The organism is Streptomyces sp. ITFR-16, assembly GCF_031844705.1.
GTDB lineage: Bacteria > Actinomycetota > Actinomycetes > Streptomycetales > Streptomycetaceae > Streptomyces.
Window position 1 is genome coordinate 4,146,862 of record NZ_CP134609.1, and the last position, 20,169, is coordinate 4,167,030.

Below are 20,169 nucleotides of genomic sequence, written 5' to 3' on the forward strand. Positions count from 1 at the left end.
CGGAGCGGTTCTGTGATGTCAGCGGCGGGCGCGCGGCCGGGCGGCGGCGCGGGCGGGGCCGCGCGCGGCCGGGTTCTGCTCCGGTTCGGTGGCGGCGGCCTCGGCGAGGCGGACCAGCCGCGACTCGCAGTGGTCCAGCCAGCGGGCCTCGGCCTCCGCCTGGAAGATCAGCTGTTCCAGCACCAGCAGCCAGGCGACCTCGTCGCGGTTGGTCGGGATGTCCACGAGGGCCTGCGCCTTGAGGCGCGTGTAGTCCTGCATGGCCTTCACCGTGTGGTGCCGCTGGGACTGGATGACGGCCCTGATGTCGACGCCGGGGGCGCCGACGGCCATCGCGAGCTTGATGGCCAGCTCGTCGCGGGGCGGGTTGCTGCGGTCGACCGGTGTCTCGAACCAGGTGCGCAGTTCGGCGCGCCCCTCGTCGCTGATCGAGTAGAGGGCGTGGCCCTGGTCGTCCTCGCCGTTCTGCACGACGAGGCCGTCACGCTCCAGCCGGCTCAGCGTCGTGTAGACCTGCCCGACGTTGAGCGGCCAGGTGGAGCCGGTGCGCGACTCGAATTCGGTGCGGAGCTGGGAGCCGTAGCGCGGCCCCCTTTCCAGGAGGGCGAGCAGCCCGTGGCGGATCGACATACTGAGTATGTATACCGAGTATTTTGCCGAACGCAAGTCTCCGATGAGGCCCGGCCGCCCCCTTCCACCCCGTCCGGGCCGGTCGCGGCGGGGTGCTCAGCCGGTGCGGCGCATCCGGAACGCGAGGAAGCCGAGACCCAGCCCGACCAGGGCGATCCCCGATCCGAGCGACATCTGCCGGACCCGTTCCAGGTCCGCTCCGTCGAGGGCCTGGCGCGACATCCGCTCGGCGTCGGAGGCCAGGCTCGGCGCCGGGCTGGCGGCATCGGCGGCGGTCTCCGCGGCCTGCGGTCGCTCCTCGCGCGCGGCCACGGCGTCCTCCCGGGCGAGCTCGGAGGGTGTCACCGACCGCCCGGGCCGCTCCCGCCCGGCCCCGGCGGGCAGCCCGGCCATGGGCGTCTGCAGCTCCTCGGGCCGCGGCGACCGGGCACCCGGCGAGGGCGAGGCGGAGGGGGAAGCGGACGAGGAAGGGCCGGCGGAGGCGGAAGGGTCGACGGATGCGGAAGGCGGCGAACCCGCGACGGCCCGCCCGTCGGCGTGCGTCTCACCGCCCGTCATGGCCCCCAGGACCGCGGCTGCCGTCAGGGCCAGGCAGGCCACGCTTCTTGAGGGCCACGAGGAGAGGTGTCCTGAAGCCATGAAGAAAGCGTCACATGTGACGGTATGTCCGGCATCTCAGGTGATACGTACGGATGCAAGCACCCGCACGCGGACCCTCCAGGGTTACGCCGGGTCCCCCGTCGCGATCCGCAGCTCGAAGTGGGCGCCCGTCTTGGGCACCGCGGTCCCGGAGGTGGGGAACTGGTCGATGACCTGGTCCTCCGCGTAGGCGTTCCCCGGCACCTTGATCTGCTTGATGGTCCAGCCAGCCGCGTCCGCGCAGGCGCGCGCCGAGAGGATGTCCTTGTAGAGGAAGCTCGGCGCGTCGACCTTGTTCGGGTCGTCGTTGTCCTCCATCGCGTCCGTGCAGTCCTCGGTGTCCATCGTCCGGTTCCGCTCCGGATCCTTGTGGTCCGCCCCAGGTGACTCGCTCGACGAGGCCTCCGTGCCGCCCTTCTTGTCGTCGCCGTTCAGGGCGATGACGGTGATCAGGCCGCCGATCGCGATCAGGGCGACGACGATCGAGCCCACGATCACCGGCATGTTCCGCTTGGAGCCGCCGCCCGAGGGGGAGGACGTCGTCTGCGGGGAGATCGTGTAGGGCGGCGGCGTCTGCTGCTGCATCGGCGACATCGACGCGTTCTGGTACGCCGGGGCCGCCTGCGGGTAGCCGTACGACGGGGCCGTGGCGGGCGCCGGGGTGGACGGGCCGTAGGGGTTGTGCTGCTGGGACTGGTAGGGGCCCGGCTGGTACGGCGTCTGGACGCTCTGCGGGGCGGGGGCGCTCTGGTCGACCGGCGGGAAGACCGCCGAGCCGACGCCCGAGCCGCTGTTCGCGGGGGCGCCGCCGTCACCGATGATCACCGGGGCGCCGGTCTGGCCGCTCGCGCTCAGCACGCGGGCGATCTCGTCCTGCATGGCAGCGGCGCTCGGGAAGCGCTCGTTCGGGTTCTTCTTCAGCGCGCGGGCGACGAGGGCGTCGATCGCCGGGGTGAGCGAGCGGTTGATCGTGGACGGGGCGACCGGCTCCTCCTGCACATGCGCGTACGCGATGGCGAGCGGCGAGTCCGCGTCGAACGGGATGCGGCCGGTCAGCAGCTGGAACAGCATGATCCCGACCGAGTACAGGTCGGAGCGCGCGTCCACCCCGCGGCCCAGGGCCTGTTCGGGGGAGAGGTACTGCGGGGTGCCGACGACCATGCCGGTCTGCGTCATCGACGTGACGCCCGACTGCATGGCGCGGGCGATGCCGAAGTCCATGACCTTCACGACACCGCGCTTGGTCACCATCACGTTGCCCGGCTTGATGTCGCGGTGGACCAGGCCCATTTCGTGGCTGGTGTCCAGCGCGGCCAGCACATCGGCCGTGACCTTGAGCGCCTTGTCGGCGGGCATCGCGCCGTAGCTGCGGATGTCCGACTGGAGCACGGAGCCGAGCGGCTGCCCCTCGACGTACTCCATGACGATGTACGGCATCAGCGCGCCGCCGAGTTCGTCCTCGCCGGTGTCGAAGACGGAGACGATGTTGGTGTGCTGGAGCTTGGCGACGGCCTGCGCCTCACGCCGGAAGCGCTCGCGGAAGGACTGCTCGCGGCCCAGCTCCGTGTGCAGCGTCTTGATCGCGACCTGCCGGTCCAGCGCGGAGTCGTACGCCAGATATACGGACGCCATCCCGCCTTCGCCGAGCAGATCACGCAGCTGGTAGCGGCCGCCGGCGACCGAACCGCCCGCGTAGCGACCCTGGGCACCGTGTGCGCCGTCCTGGCTCATGACTTGCTTCCCCCTCGGCGCGCGACTCACGCGAAGATCCGTATTACTGGCCAAGTCTGCCCGAGGGGTACGACACGTCAAGCCGGGTGCCCGTTCCGTGACCCTACGCACAAGAAGCGTCTCGGAAGCGTTACAGGAACCGCATGCAATTTGCGTGCGCGGCACGCCAGCCGATTGGATGGCCGGTCCGTCTCGGAATCGGCGTGTCCGACGGAGGCTGTAGCGTGACGTGGCAATGCAGCAAGGCACCGTGAGAACCCGCGGACGCGCGGACAGAAACGACGGCGAGGACTGATGGCACCCGAACCCGAAGCAAACGGCGGCGGAGTTCCGGATGGCACCGACTCCTGGGGCATCGGCGGTGTCGTCGGCGACGGACGCTACCGGCTGACCCACCGGCTCGGCCGGGGCGGCATGGCCGAGGTCTTCGCGGCCGAGGACGTCCGGCTCGGGCGCACGGTCGCGGTGAAGCTGCTGCGCTCGGACCTCGCCGAGGACCCGGTCTCCAAGGCCCGGTTCACGCGCGAGGCGCAGTCGGTCGCCGGGCTCAACCACCACGCGGTCGTGGCGGTGTACGACTCCGGCGAGGACACCGTCGCCGGCCAGACCGTCCCGTACATCGTGATGGAGCTCGTCGAGGGCCGCACCATCCGTGATCTGCTGCTCAACGCGGAGGCCCCGCCTCCGGAGCAGGCGCTGATCATCGTCTCCGGTGTGCTGGAGGCGCTCGCCTACTCGCACCAGCACGGGATCGTGCACCGGGACATCAAGCCCGCCAATGTGATCATCACGCACTCCGGCGCCGTCAAGGTGATGGACTTCGGCATCGCCCGCGCGCTGCACGGCGCGCAGTCGACGATGACCCAGACCGGCATGGTCATGGGCACGCCGCAGTACCTCTCCCCCGAGCAGGCGCTCGGCAAGGCCGTCGACCACCGCTCCGACCTGTACGCCACCGGCTGCCTGCTGTACGAACTCCTCGCGCTGCGGCCCCCCTTCACGGGTGAGACGCCGCTCTCCGTCGTCTACCAGCACGTCCAGGACATCCCGGTCCCGCCGTCGGAGATCTCGGACGTGGTGCCGCCGGAGCTGGACGGGCTCGTGATGCGCTCGCTGGCGAAGGACCCGGACGACCGGTTCCAGAGCGCCGAGGAGATGCGCGGCCTCGTCCAGTACAGCCTGCAGATGCTCCAGGTGCAGGGCGGCCACACGGGCACGTGGAACACCGGCCCGGTCGTGCTGAACGACGGCGCCGCCACCCCGCCCCGGGGCATGACCGGCTCCACCCGCGCCATGGGGGGATACGGGCAGCACGGGGACACCTCGCAGGGACCGATCCTGCCGCCGATGAACCCCGACGACGGCGGTTACGACGGCGGTCAGCGCGGCGGGGGCGGCCGGGGCAAGCTCTGGCTGTTCATCGTGCTGGCGCTGATCGCGATCGGCGCGGGCGTCGCCATCGCCCTGAACGCGGCGAACGGCAACGGCGGCAAGCACGAGAAGCAGCCGACCGAGACCTCCACCTCGCCCACCCCGACGAAGAGCTCGCCCTCGCCGACCGACGAGGAGACCGAGGAGACCGAGCAGCCGGGCAACTCCTCGGGCAATCAGCAGGAGACGCCGGAGCAGCCGTCGTTCACACCCAGCGAGACCCCGGAGACCCCGTCCAGCTCCCCGCCCCAGACGGCGACGAACGGCACGGGCGACGGAAGCACGGGTACCAGCGAGGGCAACACGGGTACGAGCGAGGGCAACACCGGTACCAGCGAGGGCAACACGGGTACGAGCGAGGGCAACACCGGTACCAGCGAGGGCAACACGGGTACCAGTGAGGGCAACACCGGCACGAGCGAGGGCAACACCGGCGCCAGCGAGGGCGCCACGGACGGCGCGGACGGCACCCCCGGCGGTGCGGCGGCAGGCTCCACGGCCGGCGCCGCGGCGGGCAACACCGGCACGACCGCCGGCTGACACCCACCGGGTCACCCCGTGAAGGCCTCGCGCACCGCCTCGTACTCACGGGTCCACCAGACCGCCAGGGCCGACACCGCGGGGAACTGCGGGTCGGCCCTTTGGTCGTCCAGGCAGTAGCGCCAGCGCAGTATCCAGAAGTCGTTGAGCCGCTCCCACCACACCCGGTGCACGGCGGCGGCCAGCTCGGCGGGCCCGGCACCGGCCGCCCGGCGGTACGCGCGGGCGTAGGCCCGTACCTTCGCGAGGTCCAGCTCGCCGGCCGGCAGCACGAAGAAGATCACCGCGGCCCGGACCGCCTCCTCCGCGCGCGGCTGCACGCCCAGCCGGTCCCAGTCCAGGATCGCCACGGGGTCGGCGCCCCGGTAGAGCACGTTCAGCGGGTGGAAGTCGCCGTGCACCCAGCCGGTCGCGGGTAACCCGGGGTCGGGCGGGCGGCGGTCCGCGTGCCGTTCCAGCAGGGTGCGCCGCTCGCGCAGCCGGTGCTCGGCCAGCTCGTCGAAGGAGTCCCGGGTCCTGCGGCCGCGCGCGGAGGCCAGCAGCTCGTCGATCAGCGCGAAGGTGTCGGCGGCCTCCGGACTGGCGTACCCGGGCGGACTCCCCGCACCCGCCGCCGCTTGCGTACCGGGCTCCATCACCCGCGCGAGACCGGTGTGTACGGCTCCGAGGAGCGTCCCGAGCCGCAGCGACTGGGCGAGTGTGAGCTGGGCGCCCGCCCGGTGCAGTCCGTCGACCCAGGGGTGCAGGGCGTAGCAGCGGCCGCCGATCTCGGTGACGGTGTCGCCGTCGACGTCCTCGACGGGCGGGGCGACGGGCACTCCGAGTGACTGCAGCCGGCGGGTGGCCCGGTGCTGGCGGACGATCGTGGCGCGGTCGCCGGTGGTGTCGTCGAGGTGGTGCTTGAGGAAGTACGAGCCCCGGGTGGTGGAGACCCGGTAACCGTGGTTGAGCAGGCCTTGGCTGAGGGGCGTGCAGGTGAGCGGCTCACCGGCGTCCGGGTAGCGGAGCAGCACCTCGCCGACCGGGGGAACAGGCGGAAGGGTTACAGATGAGCGCGGCACTCGCCAGATGTTAGATCACGCTGCGTTGCGGATCTGCTGACTTGCGTGGAAGCCCAGAGTGTGCACAGTGACGAAGTGCGGGTCGAGCCGGAGATAGGCCGGTGCGAAGGGCTCCCCGTCGACCTCGACGGGGGCGGGCCCGAGGCGCTCGCGCTGGGCACAGGTCGGCTCGACGATCCGCGCGGGGCCGGTGAACTGCACGGACCACAGGTCGTCGCTGCCCGCCGAGGTGGCCGCGTTGAAGTTGTCCGCCCCGTACGCCACGACGGTGCCGTCGCAGGCGTCGTGGTAGCCCAGCCCGCGGTGCATACGCAGCACGACATGGCCGTCGACCACGATGTGCCGGGCCACGGTCAGGATCGGGAGGGCACGCATGCTCGTCGCCAGCCGGCCGTAGGGGACCTTGCCGAGCAGGTCGATCGCGTGGAGTTCCTCGAAGGACATGCCCTCCACTGTGCGTCACCTGTGTGGGCGGAATAAGAGGCCGGGGCCCCGGGTCGGCCGGGACCAAAGTCCCGAACCGGGCCCCGGGGGCGTACCTCTCGGCGTTTCCCGGCTCAGCGCTTCTCGGCCTGGAGCCGGGCCACGTAGGCGGCGGCCTGCGAGCGGCGCTCCATGCCCAGCTTGGACAGCAGGCTGGAGACGTAGTTCTTGATCGTCTTCTCGGCGAGGTGGAGCCGCTCGCCGATCACGCGGTTGGTCAGCCCCTCGCCGATCAGGTCCAGGATTTTGCGTTCCTGTTCCGTGAGATTCGAGAGCCGGTCGTCGCCGGCGGCCTTCTTCCCGTCGCGCAGCCGTTCCAGGACCCGCGCGGTGGCGACCGGGTCGAGCAGCGATTTTCCGGCGGCGACGTCCCGTACCGCGTTCAGCAGTTCATTTCCGCGGATCGCCTTGAGCACATATCCGGAGGCGCCGGCCATGATCGCGTCGAAAAGGGCCTCGTCATCGGCGTACGAGGTCAGCATCAGGCAGTGGATGGACTCGTCCTGGGAGCGGATCTCGCGGCAGACCTCCACCCCGCTGCCGTCCGGCAGCCGTACGTCGAGGACGGCGACATCGGGCCGGACCGCCGGGATCCGTACCAGCGCGTCCGCCGCCGTACCGGCCTCGCCGACCACCTCGATGTCGTCCTCGACCGAGAGCAGCTCATGGACTCCGCGGCGGACGACTTCGTGGTCGTCCAGCAGAAAAACGGTGATTTTTCCTTCTTTGCGCACAAACGCAGTCTCACACACTCCCCCCTTCCCTGCCGCTGTCGGGCGGGATAACGTGCCGTTGTTCCGGCGGCCTGCAAGGCTGTTACCAGTGCTGTGACCAGCGAGAGTTCCCGAATTCCTGGATTTACTTGGATATCCAAGCAAAATCGCAGGTCAGGAAGGGTTTCGCAGTTATGCGACGCACTGGGTAACGTGCCTTTGACAGGGCGCTCGCCGGGGCACCTGTCACGCCTGTTCCCGGACCGAGCGGCACCCACCCCGTGCACGGGTACGGACACAGGCGAGCCGCACTGGTCTCCCGGCAGACCCCGGGGGCCGGACCGACGGAGGAGCACGCACGTGACCGTGGAGAGCACTGCCGCGCGCAAACCGCGACGCAGCAGCAAGCGGACCAGCGCCGCGAAGACGCCCGCGAAGACACCAGAGGGTTCCGGCCCCGAGCTCGTACAGCTGCTGACGCCCGAGGGCGAGCGGATCGAGCACCCGGACTACTCGATCGACCTGACCGAGGACGAGCTGCGCGGTCTGTACCGGGACATGGTCCTCACCCGCCGCTTCGACGCCGAGGCCACCGCGCTCCAGCGCCAGGGCGAGCTGGGCCTGTGGGCCTCGCTGCTCGGCCAGGAGGCCGCCCAGATCGGTTCCGGCCGGGCGCTGCGCGACGACGACTACGTCTTCCCGACCTACCGGGAGCACGGCGTCGCCTGGTGCCGGGGCGTCGACCCGACCAACCTGCTCGGGATGTTCCGCGGTGTGAACCACGGCGGCTGGGACCCGAACACCAACAACTTCCACCTGTACACGATCGTCATCGGCTCGCAGACCCTGCATGCCACCGGTTACGCCATGGGTGTGGCCAAGGACGGCGCGGACTCGGCCGTGATCGCGTACTTCGGCGACGGTGCCTCCAGCCAGGGCGACGTGGCGGAGGCCTTCACCTTCTCCGCGGTCTACAACGCCCCCGTGGTGTTCTTCTGCCAGAACAACCAGTGGGCGATCTCCGAGCCCACCGAGAAGCAGACCCGGGTGCCGCTCTACCAGCGCGCCCAGGGCTTCGGCTTCCCCGGCGTCCGCGTCGACGGCAACGACGTCCTGGCCTGCCTGGCCGTCACCCGCTCCGCCCTGGAGCGGGCCCGCCGCGGCGAGGGTCCCACGCTGGTCGAGGCCTTCACCTACCGCATGGGCGCGCACACCACCTCCGACGACCCGACGAAGTACCGGGCCGACGAGGAGCGCGCCTCCTGGGAGGCCAAGGACCCGATCCTGCGGCTGCGGACGTACCTGGAGAAGCAGGGCGCGGCCGACGAGGCGTTCTTCACCGGCCTCGACGAGGAGAGCGAGACCCTCGGCAAGCGGGTGCGCGAGGCGGTACGGGCCATGCCCGACCCGGACCGGATGGCGCTGTTCGACCACGCCTACGCCGACGGGAACCCTCTCGTCGACGAGGAGCGCGCCGAGTTCGCCGCCTACCAGGCTTCGTTCGCCGAGGAGGGCAAGTAGCCATGGCCGTTGAGAAGATGTCCATCGCGAAGGCGCTCAACGAGTCGCTGCGCAAGGCCCTCGACACCGACCCCAAGGTCCTCATCATGGGTGAGGACGTCGGCAAGCTCGGCGGGGTCTTCCGGATCACCGACGGACTGCAGAAGGACTTCGGCGAGGACCGGGTCATCGACACCCCGCTCGCCGAGTCCGGCATCGTCGGCACGGCGATCGGCCTCGCCCTGCGCGGCTACCGGCCCGTCGTCGAGATCCAGTTCGACGGCTTCGTCTTCCCCGCGTACGACCAGATCGTCACGCAGCTCGCGAAGATGCACGCCCGTGCGCTGGGCAAGATCAAGCTGCCCGTCGTCGTACGGATTCCCTACGGCGGCGGCATCGGTGCCGTGGAGCACCACAGCGAGTCGCCCGAGGCGCTGTTCGCGCACGTCGCGGGCCTGAAGGTGGTCTCCCCGTCCAATGCGTCGGACGCCTACTGGATGATGCAGCAGGCCGTCCAGAGCGACGACCCGATCATCTTCTTCGAGCCCAAGCGGCGGTACTGGGACAAGGGCGAGGTCGACACCGAGTCCATCCCCGGCCAGCTGCACCGGGCCTCGGTCGCCCGCACCGGGACGGATCTCACGCTCGTCGCGTACGGCCCGATGGTGAAGGTCTGCCTGGAGGCCGCCGCGGCCGCCCAGGAGGAGGGCAAGTCGATCGAGGTCCTGGACCTGCGCTCGATGTCCCCGATCGACTTCGACGCCGTCCAGACCTCGGTGGAGAAGACCCGCCGGCTGGTCGTCGTCCACGAGGCACCGGTCTTCTACGGCTCCGGGGCCGAGATCGCCGCCCGCATCACCGAGCGCTGCTTCTACCATCTGGAGGCACCCGTGCTGAGGGTCGGCGGCTACCACGTCCCGTACCCGCCGGCGCGGCTCGAGGACGAGTACCTGCCGGGTCTCGACCGCGTGCTCGACGCCGTCGACCGCTCGCTGGCGTACTGAGGACAGGGGCGTGACAACGATGACCGACACTTCCAACGCTGCTCGCTTCCGTGAGTTCAAGATGCCCGACGTGGGCGAGGGACTGACCGAGGCCGAGATCCTCAAGTGGTTCGTCCAGCCCGGCGACACCGTCACCGACGGCCAGGTCGTCTGCGAGGTCGAGACGGCGAAGGCGGCCGTGGAGCTGCCGATCCCGTTCGACGGGGTGGTGCACGAGCTGCGCTTCCCCGAGGGCACGACCGTCGACGTCGGCCAGGTGATCATCGCGGTGGACGTGGCGCCGGGTTCCGGCGACGCGGAGCCGGAGGCCGAGGCCGAGGCCGAGGCCGCCGCCGCCCCCGCCGCCGAGCCGGAGGCGGAACCCGAGGCGCCCAAGGGCCGCCAGCCCGTGCTGGTCGGCTACGGCGTGGCCGAGTCCTCCACGAAGCGGCGCGCCCGCAAGAGCACGGAGGCGGCCCCTGCGGCCGCGTCCGCCGCGATCCAGGGCGAGATGAACGGCCACGGCCCGGCCGCGGTCCCCGAGGCCCGCCCGCTGGCCAAGCCGCCGGTGCGCAAGCTGGCCAAGGACCTGGGCATCGACCTGGCGACGGTCACCCCGACCGGCGAGGGCGGCGTGATCACCCGCGAGGACGTCCACGCGGCGGCGACGCCCGCTCCGGTGCCGGTACAGGCTCCGACGCAGGCCCCGGCGCCGGTTCCGGACCGGCCCGAGACGGCGTACGAGACTCCGGCGCCCGTGCCGGTGCAGGCTCCGGCGGGCGCGCGGGAGACCCGCATCCCGGTCAAGGGCGTGCGCAAGGCGATCGCGCAGGCGATGGTCGGCAGCGCGTTCACCGCGCCGCACGTCACGGAGTTCGTGACCGTCGACGTGACGCGCACGATGAAGCTCGTGGCGGAGCTCAAGGAGGACAAGGACATGGCCGGGGTGCGGGTCAACCCGCTCCTGATCATCGCCAAGGCCCTCCTCGTCGCGATCAAGCGCAACCCCGGCGTCAACGCCGCCTGGGACGAGGCGAACCAGGAGATCGTGCAGAAGCACTACGTCAACCTGGGCATCGCCGCCGCCACCCCGCGCGGCCTGATCGTCCCGAACATCAAGGACGCCCAGGAGCAGACGCTCCCGCAGCTCGCCGCGTCCCTGGGCGACCTGGTCGCCACGGCCCGCGAGGGCAGGACGTCCCCCGCGGCGATGGCGGGCGGCACGGTGACGATCACCAACGTGGGCGTCTTCGGCGTCGACACGGGCACCCCGATCCTCAACCCGGGCGAGTCCGCGATCCTCGCGGTCGGCACGATCAAGCCTCAGCCCTGGGTGCACAAGGGCAAGGTGAAGCCCCGTCAGGTCACCACGCTGGCCCTGTCCTTCGACCACCGCCTGATCGACGGCGAACTCGGCTCGAAGTTCCTGGCGGACGTGGCCGCGATCCTGGAACAGCCGAAGCGGCTGATCACCTGGGCGTAGGTGTGTGCAAGGGGCCCGCGCGAAAGTCGCGCGGGCCCCTTGGCATGTCCGGCCCGCTCACCTCTGTCGTCCGGCCCGGATGACCAGGGTCGTCATGGACGGGGAGCCCTCCGGGCCCGAGTCGCGGATCGTGTCGGTGTCCGACAGTTCGAAGCCGTGGCCGGCCAGCAGTTTCTCCCACACGGGTACGTCGAGGACCCAGCGCCGCACGGTGGCGGCGGAGCCGTCGGGCAGCCGGGCGGGAACCTCGGCCGGAAGGCACTCCGACGCGGGCGGGGCGCCGCCCTTGTAGTGACCGAGCGTCGAGAAGACCAGCCTTCCTCCCGGGCGCAACGCGGTGGCCAGGGCCGGCAGAAGGGTCTGGGGATCCGAGAAGTCGAGCGCCCCGAACAGGGAGTAGGCCACGTCGATGGTCCCTGATCGTTCGCGCAGGTAGCGGGCGGCGTCGGCGTGAACGAAGTCCAGGCCGTCGACATCCCCGTACAGATGGCGGCTGTTGGCGTGCTGCGCGGGTGAGCTGTCCAGGGCGATCAGCCGGGACGGGGCGAGAGCGGTGGTGACGTGGGCGGCCTGATGCCCGGCACCGGAGCCCAGTTCGGCCGCGACGAGCCCGGTCAGGTCACCGAGCAGTTCGGCGCCCGGACCGGTGCGCTGGTACCAGTCCCAGTGCATCCGGCTCAGGGCGCGGGGGGCCGGACTCCTTCCGTAGTGGTGCCAGAGGTCCGGCGTTGCCTCGGAGGAGGGAGAGATCGCAGTCACGGCCCACATCCTGGCCTTCCGGCCGGGGCCGCGGTGGTGGCGTCGCCGAATTCACCCGTGTGCGTCACGGCGGCGGCGCACGGGCCGGCCCCGCCGGGCGGCGGAACCGGCCCCGCTCATGTCATCAGTGACTGTCACTGCCCGGGTGGCAGGGCCCGCAGGTGGCATCGGCCTCCCACAGCGGCAGATCGACATCGAAGCCGCCGGCGGCGATGAGGCGGGCGATACGCATCACGGAGCCGTCGTTCTTCGCCTCGACGAGCGGTACGTGGTGCAGGAGGTGCCCCGCGTTGTACTTCTCGCACAGGGCGGCGTAGGCGACGGTGTCCAGGATGACGGTGTGCACGCCGATGTCCACGATCTTCCCGGGCGCGAGGCCCAGGCCTTCGCCGCGGTGTTCCATGGCGGTGATCAGGTAGGCGTACGCCTGACCGAGAACACGGTGCGCCATTACCGTGTCGAACGGGTAGTCACGCATGAGAAGCCCGACCTGCTTGTTCCACAGCTCGGCGGAGACCGTGCCGCGAGGGTCGCGAAACGGACCGGCGATCGGATCGGGGGACGGTGCAAGGGCTGTGCTCATGGTGGCCTCCTTGTCTGCCACCCCACGGTCGGGGTGCTGCACCAAGAAGACGTCCCGGCATGTCTGTCGGGCCGTCAAAATGCATTCAGTGGGGGCCGTTTGCACGTTCTGCATGCGCCGTATACACGGGGTCACCAGGGACCTACCGTGGATGGGCGGGCCTGTTGGCCCCCGGCCGGTGGAAGGTGCGGTGCAACTCATCGACTCGCTGTGGCACTCTCCGAAGGTCAGTGCGCTGGTCGCCGCCCACGACGTCGGCGGCCTCATCAAGGTTGGGCGTACACAGCGCGGGTGGAGACAGGCCGATCTCGGTGCCCGGGTCGGTTGTTCGGCCTCGACCGTGTGCCGGCTGGAACAGAGCAAACGGGTGACGGACGTGGACCTGGTGCGTGCCGCCGCCGCTGCCGTCGGCCTTCCAGCACACCTCCTTGCGGCAGCCTGTGGCTTCATCACGATCCCTGCGGTGGGCCGCACTAGAGTGACGCGGGATGTTCTGCGTGACGTCGAGGAGGACTCCATGCGCCGCCGTACCCTGCTCGCCGTTGCCGGCCTCGCTGCTCCGGCAGGACTGCTCGCAGGGATGGACTCCGCCCTGGCGAGCATGCCCGATCCCACCGGCTCGCCCCTCCCGTTCGATCAGCGTGTGGCGGCTGCCCGTGCCTCCTTCGACGCCGGCCACAACGAGCGGCTGCTGCGTGTGCTTCCCGGGTTGCTCGCCGACGGTCACGAAGGCGCTCGCCGTACCCGGGGCGATCTCGCCTGTGCCCGTCTGTCCGCGGTGTACAGCCTGGCCTCACAGGTTCTGGTGAAGGTCGGCAGGTATGACCAGGCCCGGCTGACGGCCGACCGGGCCGCCCTCTACGCGGAACTGTCCGACGCCCCGCTCGTGGCCGCGGCCGCGGCTCGTGAACTCGGCATCGTGCTGCGCCACCAGGGCAGGCCCGATGCGGCTCGGGTCCGGATGGCAGAGGCCGTCTCCCGCGTCGAGGCCACCGGACTCAAGACGGAGGCCCAGGCCTCCGCCTACGCGCAGATGCTCTGCACGACCTCGTACACGGCAGCGGTCTCCGGTGACCGGCAGCAGGCGCTGACCATGATCCGGGAGGCGTCGCGAGCAGCACGTGCTCTTCCGGGCGAGGCCCCGGTGGGACGCTTGTTCCCGCTCACCCCCGCCTCCGTGGACATCTTTGCCGTCAGCGTCCACTGGGCCCTCGGCGATGCCGGTGCCGCGCTCGAAGCGGGGCGGAGCCTGCGGGCAGGGCAGTTCCCCACGGCTGAGCGCAGAGGCAGGATGCACACCGATCTGGCCCGGGCGTGGTGGCAATGGGGCAAGCCTGAACAGACGGCCGCGGAGCTCCTGTCCGCATACCGTGTCTCGCCGGGCGAGATAAGGGACCGGCCCTCCATCCGTCGTATCGCCGCGGAGGTCTGCGCCCGCCACCCACGGACGGCGGGTGCCCAGGAGCTGGCGAAGGTTGCGGATCTGCGGGCCGTGACCCCAGGATCGTGACTCCTGACGGAGGGACCGTTCCTGCCCGGGCGCGTCCGGCCCGCTCGAACGAGGAGTTCCGGCAGTGCTTTTCGATGTCACCCGCGGCGAGTTCCACGCGGATGTCTCCTCGCTGGTGCGGGTCGCCCTTCGGTTTCAGCGGTTGCTGGAGGAGTTCTCGTTCAGCGGTGACGACGGGGACGAGGAAGCGGACTTCGAGCGCATCCGGCTGGAGACGAGCGGCGACGAAACGCTGCCCTTCCGGGACGACGAGACCGTCTGGTCGGTGGTCGGCGAGGAGATCGCCGCCGGGCAGTGCTTCCGGGGTGGCAGTCCGGGGGCGCGCTCCCTCTACGGGTGAGGGCCGGGGCCCGGTCGGCAGGGTGTGCCGGTCGGGCCCCGGGTCTCAAGGGGTGCTCAGCGCTTCAGCAGGAACGTGAAGTCGCCGGAGAGCCTGCCGCTCAGCCGGGCCGACGAGATGAGCCTGCCCTCCGTGAGCAGCCGTTCGGCACCGGACCTGGTGAGGCCGCAGCCGTCGGCGATGAGACGGAGCGGCCGGACGGGGATCCGGGCCGCGAAGCGGACCGCGACGTCGACCACCTCGCCGTCGAGGTGGTCCGAGCCGGACGTGCCGAGGCGCCAGGCGTTTCCCCAGTCCAGGGCGATGTGATTGCGGCGCTGTACGACGGGGTTCTGGAGCAGCTCGGCCGCCAGGCCCGGATCGTTGTCGTGCATCCGGGTCAGCAGCTCGGGGTCGACGGAGCGGACAGGGGACCGCTCGAAGACCGTGAGCTTGGTGGTGTCCCCGCAGGTGGTGCAGAGCGCGAGGAGCCAGGCGTCGAGCAGCTTGTGGTGGGCGTTGACGCGGAATTTGCCGTTCGCCCGGAAGCTCTCGGACGCGCACCCGTGGCAGCGGCGGAGGACGAGGGGAAGGCAAGTGGGCATGACAACCCAGGTGTTGAGCACGAAGTACACCGGTTTCAGTGAGAAGTCCGCAGCGAGAAGCAGCACGGCGCACAGGTGCGACGCGCGACAGATCAGCAGGTGGGATGTCTCAAACGGTGTACAACGGAACGCCCTTGCCCAGACGACACGATTCGGCGGCACAGTAGCCGCACACGGGGGCCGGCCTCCACCGGTTTTCTGTCCGGCGGACGCGCGCCCTCGACGAGCTGCGTGTAACAGCAATGTATTAGCGCGTGGTCGAGAGGAACGAGCCTTCCGGCTACGGCTCTCATGGGAGGCAGAGACGTTCGCTCGTACCGACCCGTACGGAGCGGCCCGCACAGTCCACCGATCCTGAGGATGAAACGATGCGCGCTCACAAGCTCACCCTCGCCGCCCTGGCCGTCGTCGCCGGACTCTCGCTCACCGCCTGCCAGAACGACGACGACGGCGCGGGGCAGACGGCCCCGCCGGCCGGGGCTTCCGGTGCGTCCGGTTCCTCCGCGTCCGCGACGCCTTCCTCCGACGGGGGTCCGGCCACCGGCGGTGACGGGAGCGGGGGCGGCGACGAGAAGGGCTCCGGCACCGGCGGGAGCGGGTCCGGCACCGAGGCCAAGGCCGGCAAGTGCCGCACCGACGGGCTGAAGATCTCGGCGATCGACGCCACCATCGGCGGCGACACCGACGGCACCGTCGCGGTGGAGCTGAAGAACACCAGCGGCAAGGACTGCGTGATCTCCGGGTTCGCGGGCGTCGACCTGAAGACCAACGCCGGTTCCCTGTCCGCCACGCGCACGGGCGCGCCCGCCGAGCCGTACGTCCTCAGGAGCGGGAAGCAGGTGGCCTTCGGCATCAACTACCCGCTCAACGAGACGGGTGGCTCGGGCGTACGCGTCACCGGGCTCGTGGTGACCCCGCCGGACGAGACGACGTCGGTGACCCTCGCCTGGCCGGGCGCCGCCACGCTGCCCGCCACGGACGGCTCCGGTTCCCCGGTGAAGGTCGGCCCGATCGGCAGCGCCGGCCAGGGCGGCTGACCCGCGCGGCCGACGGGCGCACGCAAAGAGGGGCCCCGCAGCCACGCTGCGGGGCCCCTCTCGCGTCGGACGGAGCGGGCTACTTCTTGAACCCGTAGTCCATCAGCTTCTTCGCGTCCGCCGTGCGGGTCGCCTCCGAGGTGGAGGTCAGGACCGTACCGATCACCGTCTTGCCCTTGCGGGTGGCGGCGAAGACCAGGCAGTACTTGGCCGCCGGGCCGGAGCCGGTCTTCACACCGATCGCGCCGCTGTACGTGCCCAGCAGCTTGTTCGTGTTGGTCCACGACATGTAGCGGTAGCCGCCGCTCTTCGTCGTGACCTTCTGCTTCGTCGACTTCGTCTTCACGACCGTGCGGAACGTGGAGTACTTCATCGCGCTGCTGGCGAGCTTGGTCAGGTCGCGCGGGGTCGAGTAGTTGGACCCGTTCCCTATGCCGTCGAACGAGTCGAAGTGCGTGTTCTTCAGGCCGAGCGTCTTGGCGGTCGAGTTCATCTTGCCGATGAACGACTTCACCCGCGCCGCACGCGTGGAGCCGGCGCCGAACTTGTCGGCCAGCGCGTACGCCGCGTCGCAGCCGGACGGCAGCATCAGGCCGTACAGCAGCTGGCGGACCGTGACCTTGTCGCCCACGATGAGGCGGGCCGAGGACGCGCCCTTGGAGACGATGTAGTCGCTGTACGCCTTCTGGACCGTGACCTTGGAGTCCAGGTTCAGGCCCTTCTGGGCCAGCACCACCCGGGCGGTCATGATCTTCGTGGTGGAACCGGTGGAGCGACGGGTGTCCGCGGCCTTGGTGAAGAGCGTCTTGCCCGTGCCGTTGTTCATCACGAAGCCGCCCTTGGCGACGATCGAGGGCGCCTTCGGTGCGGCGGCGGCCTGCGCCGTGGAGGCGAACGCGCCGCCCGCGATGACGGCACCTGCGGTCAGGGCCACCGTGGCGGTGGCCGATACGCGCCTTATGCCCTTAATGCCGATATTCAAGTTGAACGCTCCAAATGCCCCTGGAATGCGGCCACATGAGGGTGCCGCGCGCTGATGAGACTCGCGAGAGGGGTGAATGGTTGTGTCGCGTGAGGGGGTGATTTTTTACGACATCCACGCGACGGGGTCGCTGGATTCCGGCTGGAGCGGGCGTCCGGATCGTGGACCGGTTCTTTTATGCGTGCATGTTGTATCTATGCTGTGCGCATGCCTGCCTCAGCCCCGTCCCCCGTCCGGCCGCCCGTCAAGCAGCCCCCCGCCGCCGAGCGCGTCTACACCCACATCAAGGACGCGGTCCTGGACCGCCGCTACGAGGGCGGCACGCTGCTGACCGAGGGCGATCTCGCGGAGGCCGTCGGGGTCTCCCGTACGCCGGTGCGCGAGGCGCTGCTGCGGCTGGAGGTCGAAGGGCTGATCAAGCTCTATCCGAAGAAGGGCGCGCTGGTGCTGGCCGTCTCCGCGCAGGAGATCGCGGACGTGGTGGAGACCCGGCTGCTCGTCGAGGAGTTCGCCGTCCGCAAGGCGGTGCCGGCGTCGGCGAAGCTGATCGCCCGGCTGGAGGAGCTTCTGGAGGAGCAGCGGCAGATGTCGGAGGCCGGTGACCTGGCCGCCGTGTCCGTGAAGGACCGCTGTTTCCACGCGGAGATCGTGCGCCACGCGGGCAACGAGATCCTCTCGCGCCTCTACGACCAGCTGCGCGACCGCCAGCTGCGGATGGGCGTCGCCGTCATGGAGGCCCACCCGGGCAGGATCGCCGCGAACATCACGGAGCACAGCGAGCTGCTGGAGGCGATCAGAGCCGGTGACGCGGACGGCGCCGCGCAGGTCGTGCGCCGCCATGTCAGCCGGGTCAAGGTGCTGGTCAGGGGTGAGGACCGGTGAGTTCGGCCGCCGCCCCCACCCTGTCCCTGCCCGGTGACCCGCCCGGCGGCCGGCGTGCCGCCTGGGTCTGGGGCATCGGTGTCGCCGTCTACTTCGTCGCCATCATCTTCCGCACCAGCCTGGGCGTCGCCGGGCTCGACGCCGCCGACCGCTTCGACGTCAACGCCTCGGCGCTGTCCACCTTCTCCATCCTCCAGCTGCTGGTCTACGCGGGCATGCAGATACCCGTCGGGCTGATGGTGGACCGGCTGGGCACCAAGAAGGTCCTCACCCTCGGGGCCGTCCTGTTCACCCTGGGCCAGCTCGGCTTCGCGCTCTCGCCCTCGTACGGCACCGCGCTGGCCTCCCGCGCCCTGCTGGGCTGCGGCGACGCGATGACGTTCATCAGCGTGCTGCGACTGGGTGCGCGCTGGTTCCCGGCCCGCCGGGGGCCGCTGATCGGACAGGTCGCCGCGCTCTTCGGAATGGCGGGCAACCTCGTCTCGACGCTGGTCATCGCCCGCGCCCTGCACGGCTTCGGCTGGACCACCACCTTCGTCGGCAGCTCGCTGGCCGGGGTCGTGGTGCTGGTGCTGCTCCTGCTCTTCCTGAAGGACCACCCCGAGGGGTACGAGCCGCCGCCCGCGGAGCACGCCGGCGGGGCGTACGTACGCAAGCAGATCGCGGCCGCCTGGCAGGAGCCCGGCACCCGGCTCGGGATGTGGGTGCACTTCACGACGCAGTTCCCGGCGATGGTGTTCCTGCTGCTGTGGGGCATGCCGTTCCTGGTCGAGGACCAGGAGCTGAGCCGGGGGACGGCGGGGGAGCTGCTCACCCTGGTGGTGCTCTCGAACATGGCCTTCGGCCTCGTCTACGGACAGGTCATCGCCCGCCACCACGCGGCCCGGATCCCGCTGGCGCTGGGCACGGTCGCGATGACGGCCACGCTGTGGGCGTCGGCCATCCTCCATCCCGGGGATCACGCCCCGATGTGGCTGCTGACCACCCTGTGCGTGGTGCTGGGGGCCTGCGGGCCCGCCTCGATGATCGGCTTCGACTTCGCCCGCCCGGCCAATCCGCCGGAGCGCCAGGGCACCGCGTCCGGCATCGTCAACATGGGGGGCTTCGTCGCCTCGATGACCACGCTGTTCGCCGTCGGTGTGCTGCTGGACGCGACCGGGGACAACTACCGCGTCGCGTTCGCCTCGGTCTTCGTCCTGGAGGCGCTCGGCGTCGTCCAGATCCTGCGGCTGCGCAGGAGCGCCGCGCACCGCGAGCGGGACCACCATGTGATCAGCCGCGTGGAGGCCGTGCACGTGCCCGTGTGACCCCCGGCTCCACAAACGGCGGCGCGCCCGTCCCCCCTGCGGGGCGGGCGCGCCGGCTGCCGTGACCGCCTACGGGGTGACGGCGAAGTTCTGCAGGATGGCGTCGGCGAGATCCTGGTCGCCCTCGGCCTTGATCCGGTCCGCGACGGCACCCGGCCGCACCCGGCCGCAGGCGAGGCGTACGTACGTCTCCCAGTCCATCGACAGCGTCACGGCCGGGCCCAGCGACGGTGCGCCGTCCACCGAGCCCCTGCCCTCCGCGTCGACCCGGATCGTGCGCAGGAACTCCACCGGCCCGTGCACATCCAGGACGACCGCCGAGTTGGGCGGGGCGCCCGCGTCCTTGGCGACCACCTTCGGCAGCCCGGCCAGCAGGATGTCCCGGGCGACGAGGGCGCCGGGGGAGTCGAGATTGCCGGGCTTGCCCAGCGTCGTCCGCAGGTCCTGCTCATGGACCCAGACATCGAAGGCGCGCATCCGCAGCGCCAGTTCGAGTGTCTGCTCCTTGCCCAGCGGCGCCCGCGTCATGGTCTCCGGATCACGCGTCTCGTTCCGCAGCTGCCGGGAACGGCGGATGATCGTGTACTCCAGCTCGGAGGTCATCTCCGGTGCGGTGTGGTGGCGCCGGACGTCGACCTGCATCTCCATGTAGCGGGCGAAGTCGCTCTGCACATGGTAAAGATCGCGCGGCAGCGTGTGGATCGGGCGAGGATCGCCGAGCTGCTCGCACTCCATGCCGATGATGTGCGACACGATGTCGCGCACCGACCAGTTGGGGCAGGGCGTACGGCCGTTCCACTCCCCCTCGGTGAGCGGGCTCACCAGCTCGGCTATCGACTCGATGGAGTGGGTCCAGGCGTCGGCGTAGGTCTGGAGGCTGGGATGGACGGTCACGGGACCCCTCGTGCGGTTCTGCGGTGCATGGGCTGGCGAGCTTGGGCGCGGACGGCGGGCAGCGAGCTGCGATGAGGTTCGGTCGCTAAGTTACGCT

General features: G+C 70.6%; 19 protein-coding genes and 1 pseudogene. 9 read left to right on the forward strand and 11 right to left on the reverse strand.

The features are described from left to right. Nucleotides 1-18: 18 nt before the first annotated feature. From RLT58_RS18335 to RLT58_RS18345, 3 genes are all read right to left on the reverse strand, one after another. A complete protein-coding gene (locus tag RLT58_RS18335) occupies nt 19-630 on the reverse strand; it encodes a PadR family transcriptional regulator (RefSeq protein WP_311311460.1) in 612 nt (203 codons plus the stop codon). Nucleotides 631-726: 96 nt separating this feature from the next. After that, nucleotides 727-1,269 carry a hypothetical protein gene (locus RLT58_RS18340; RefSeq protein WP_311311461.1) on the reverse strand — a complete coding sequence of 181 codons (543 nt, stop codon included), beginning with the start codon at nt 1,267-1,269 and terminating at the stop codon, nt 727-729. Between the two features lie 84 nt (nt 1,270-1,353). Then, nucleotides 1,354-3,000: a protein kinase domain-containing protein gene (locus RLT58_RS18345; RefSeq protein ID WP_311311462.1), complete on the reverse strand. Its 1,647-nt coding sequence runs from the start codon at nt 2,998-3,000 to the stop codon at nt 1,354-1,356. 294 nt (nt 3,001-3,294) lie between these two features. Between RLT58_RS18345 and RLT58_RS18350 the strand changes: the two genes are divergently transcribed. Beyond that, nucleotides 3,295-4,971 carry a protein kinase domain-containing protein gene (locus RLT58_RS18350; RefSeq protein WP_311311463.1) on the forward strand — a complete coding sequence of 559 codons (1,677 nt, stop codon included), beginning with the start codon at nt 3,295-3,297 and terminating at the stop codon, nt 4,969-4,971. A gap of 11 nt (nt 4,972-4,982) precedes the next feature. Here RLT58_RS18350 and RLT58_RS18355 read toward each other — a convergent pair whose 3' ends face one another. From RLT58_RS18355 to RLT58_RS18365, 3 genes are all read right to left on the reverse strand, one after another. Further along, the gene (locus RLT58_RS18355; RefSeq protein WP_311314553.1) at nt 4,983-5,984 is read right to left on the reverse strand and encodes a phosphotransferase; all 1,002 of its coding nucleotides are present in this window, start codon (nt 5,982-5,984) and stop codon (nt 4,983-4,985) included. A 63-nt stretch (nt 5,985-6,047) separates the two neighbouring features. Next, entirely contained in the window at nt 6,048-6,476 is a 429-nt protein-coding gene (locus tag RLT58_RS18360; protein WP_311311464.1) for a pyridoxamine 5'-phosphate oxidase family protein, read from the reverse strand. Between the two features lie 113 nt (nt 6,477-6,589). Further along, nucleotides 6,590-7,249 (reverse strand): response regulator, encoded by a 660-nt coding sequence (locus RLT58_RS18365; protein WP_311311465.1) that lies wholly within the window; start codon nt 7,247-7,249, stop codon nt 6,590-6,592. A gap of 339 nt (nt 7,250-7,588) precedes the next feature. On the opposite strand from RLT58_RS18365, the gene pdhA reads away from it, so the two are divergent. The 3 genes from pdhA to RLT58_RS18380 are packed head-to-tail and all read left to right on the forward strand — an operon-like array spanning nt 7,589 to nt 11,194. Next, nucleotides 7,589-8,749, forward strand: coding sequence for a pyruvate dehydrogenase (acetyl-transferring) E1 component subunit alpha (gene pdhA, locus RLT58_RS18370; RefSeq protein ID WP_311311466.1), 1,161 nt, complete (start codon nt 7,589-7,591; stop codon nt 8,747-8,749). A gap of 2 nt (nt 8,750-8,751) precedes the next feature. Then, nucleotides 8,752-9,732, forward strand: coding sequence for an alpha-ketoacid dehydrogenase subunit beta (locus RLT58_RS18375; protein ID WP_311311467.1), 981 nt, complete (start codon nt 8,752-8,754; stop codon nt 9,730-9,732). 10 nt (nt 9,733-9,742) lie between these two features. Then, on the forward strand, nt 9,743-11,194 hold the full coding sequence (locus RLT58_RS18380) for a dihydrolipoamide acetyltransferase family protein (RefSeq protein ID WP_311311468.1): 1,452 nt from the start codon (nt 9,743-9,745) through the stop codon (nt 11,192-11,194). A gap of 57 nt (nt 11,195-11,251) precedes the next feature. On the opposite strand, the gene RLT58_RS18385 is transcribed toward RLT58_RS18380, so the two are convergent. Both RLT58_RS18385 and RLT58_RS18390 read right to left on the reverse strand, forming a co-directional pair. Next, nucleotides 11,252-11,953, reverse strand: coding sequence for a class I SAM-dependent methyltransferase (locus RLT58_RS18385; protein ID WP_311311469.1), 702 nt, complete (start codon nt 11,951-11,953; stop codon nt 11,252-11,254). Between the two features lie 124 nt (nt 11,954-12,077). Then, on the reverse strand, nt 12,078-12,536 hold the full coding sequence (locus RLT58_RS18390) for a hypothetical protein (protein WP_311311470.1): 459 nt from the start codon (nt 12,534-12,536) through the stop codon (nt 12,078-12,080). Nucleotides 12,537-12,687: 151 nt separating this feature from the next. Between RLT58_RS18390 and RLT58_RS18395 the strand changes: the two genes are divergently transcribed. Next, nucleotides 12,688-14,046 (forward strand): helix-turn-helix domain-containing protein, encoded by a 1,359-nt coding sequence (locus RLT58_RS18395; RefSeq protein ID WP_399131647.1) that lies wholly within the window; start codon nt 12,688-12,690, stop codon nt 14,044-14,046. 88 nt (nt 14,047-14,134) lie between these two features. Continuing rightward, nucleotides 14,135-14,386 (forward strand): annotated as a pseudogene (locus RLT58_RS18400) (hypothetical protein); the annotation flags it as partial. A gap of 56 nt (nt 14,387-14,442) precedes the next feature. On the opposite strand, the gene RLT58_RS18405 reads toward RLT58_RS18400, so the two are convergent. Beyond that, nucleotides 14,443-14,991: a DUF1062 domain-containing protein gene (locus RLT58_RS18405; RefSeq protein WP_311314555.1), complete on the reverse strand. Its 549-nt coding sequence runs from the start codon at nt 14,989-14,991 to the stop codon at nt 14,443-14,445. Nucleotides 14,992-15,338: 347 nt separating this feature from the next. On the opposite strand from RLT58_RS18405, the gene RLT58_RS18410 reads away from it, so the two are divergent. Continuing rightward, nucleotides 15,339-16,007, forward strand: a complete 669-nt coding sequence (locus RLT58_RS18410; RefSeq protein ID WP_311311471.1) for a DUF4232 domain-containing protein — start codon at nt 15,339-15,341, stop codon at nt 16,005-16,007. A gap of 79 nt (nt 16,008-16,086) precedes the next feature. Here the strand turns inward: RLT58_RS18410 and RLT58_RS18415 are convergent, their stop codons facing one another. Then, complete coding sequence (locus RLT58_RS18415) at nt 16,087-16,989, reverse strand: D-alanyl-D-alanine carboxypeptidase family protein (RefSeq protein WP_311311472.1); 903 nt, start codon at nt 16,987-16,989, stop codon at nt 16,087-16,089. A gap of 207 nt (nt 16,990-17,196) precedes the next feature. Here RLT58_RS18415 and RLT58_RS18420 point away from each other — a divergent pair, with 207 nt between their 5' ends. Then, the gene (locus tag RLT58_RS18420) at nt 17,197-17,871 is read left to right on the forward strand and encodes a GntR family transcriptional regulator (RefSeq protein WP_311311473.1); all 675 of its coding nucleotides are present in this window, start codon (nt 17,197-17,199) and stop codon (nt 17,869-17,871) included. Next, a complete protein-coding gene (locus tag RLT58_RS18425; protein ID WP_311311474.1) occupies nt 17,868-19,178 on the forward strand; it encodes an MFS transporter in 1,311 nt (436 codons plus the stop codon). The genes RLT58_RS18420 and RLT58_RS18425 overlap by 4 nt, the downstream gene beginning before the upstream one ends. Before the next feature lie 69 nt (nt 19,179-19,247). Here RLT58_RS18425 and RLT58_RS18430 read toward each other — a convergent pair whose 3' ends face one another. Next, nucleotides 19,248-20,072: a maleylpyruvate isomerase family mycothiol-dependent enzyme gene (locus tag RLT58_RS18430; RefSeq protein WP_311311475.1), complete on the reverse strand. Its 825-nt coding sequence runs from the start codon at nt 20,070-20,072 to the stop codon at nt 19,248-19,250. Nucleotides 20,073-20,169 lie beyond the last annotated feature (97 nt).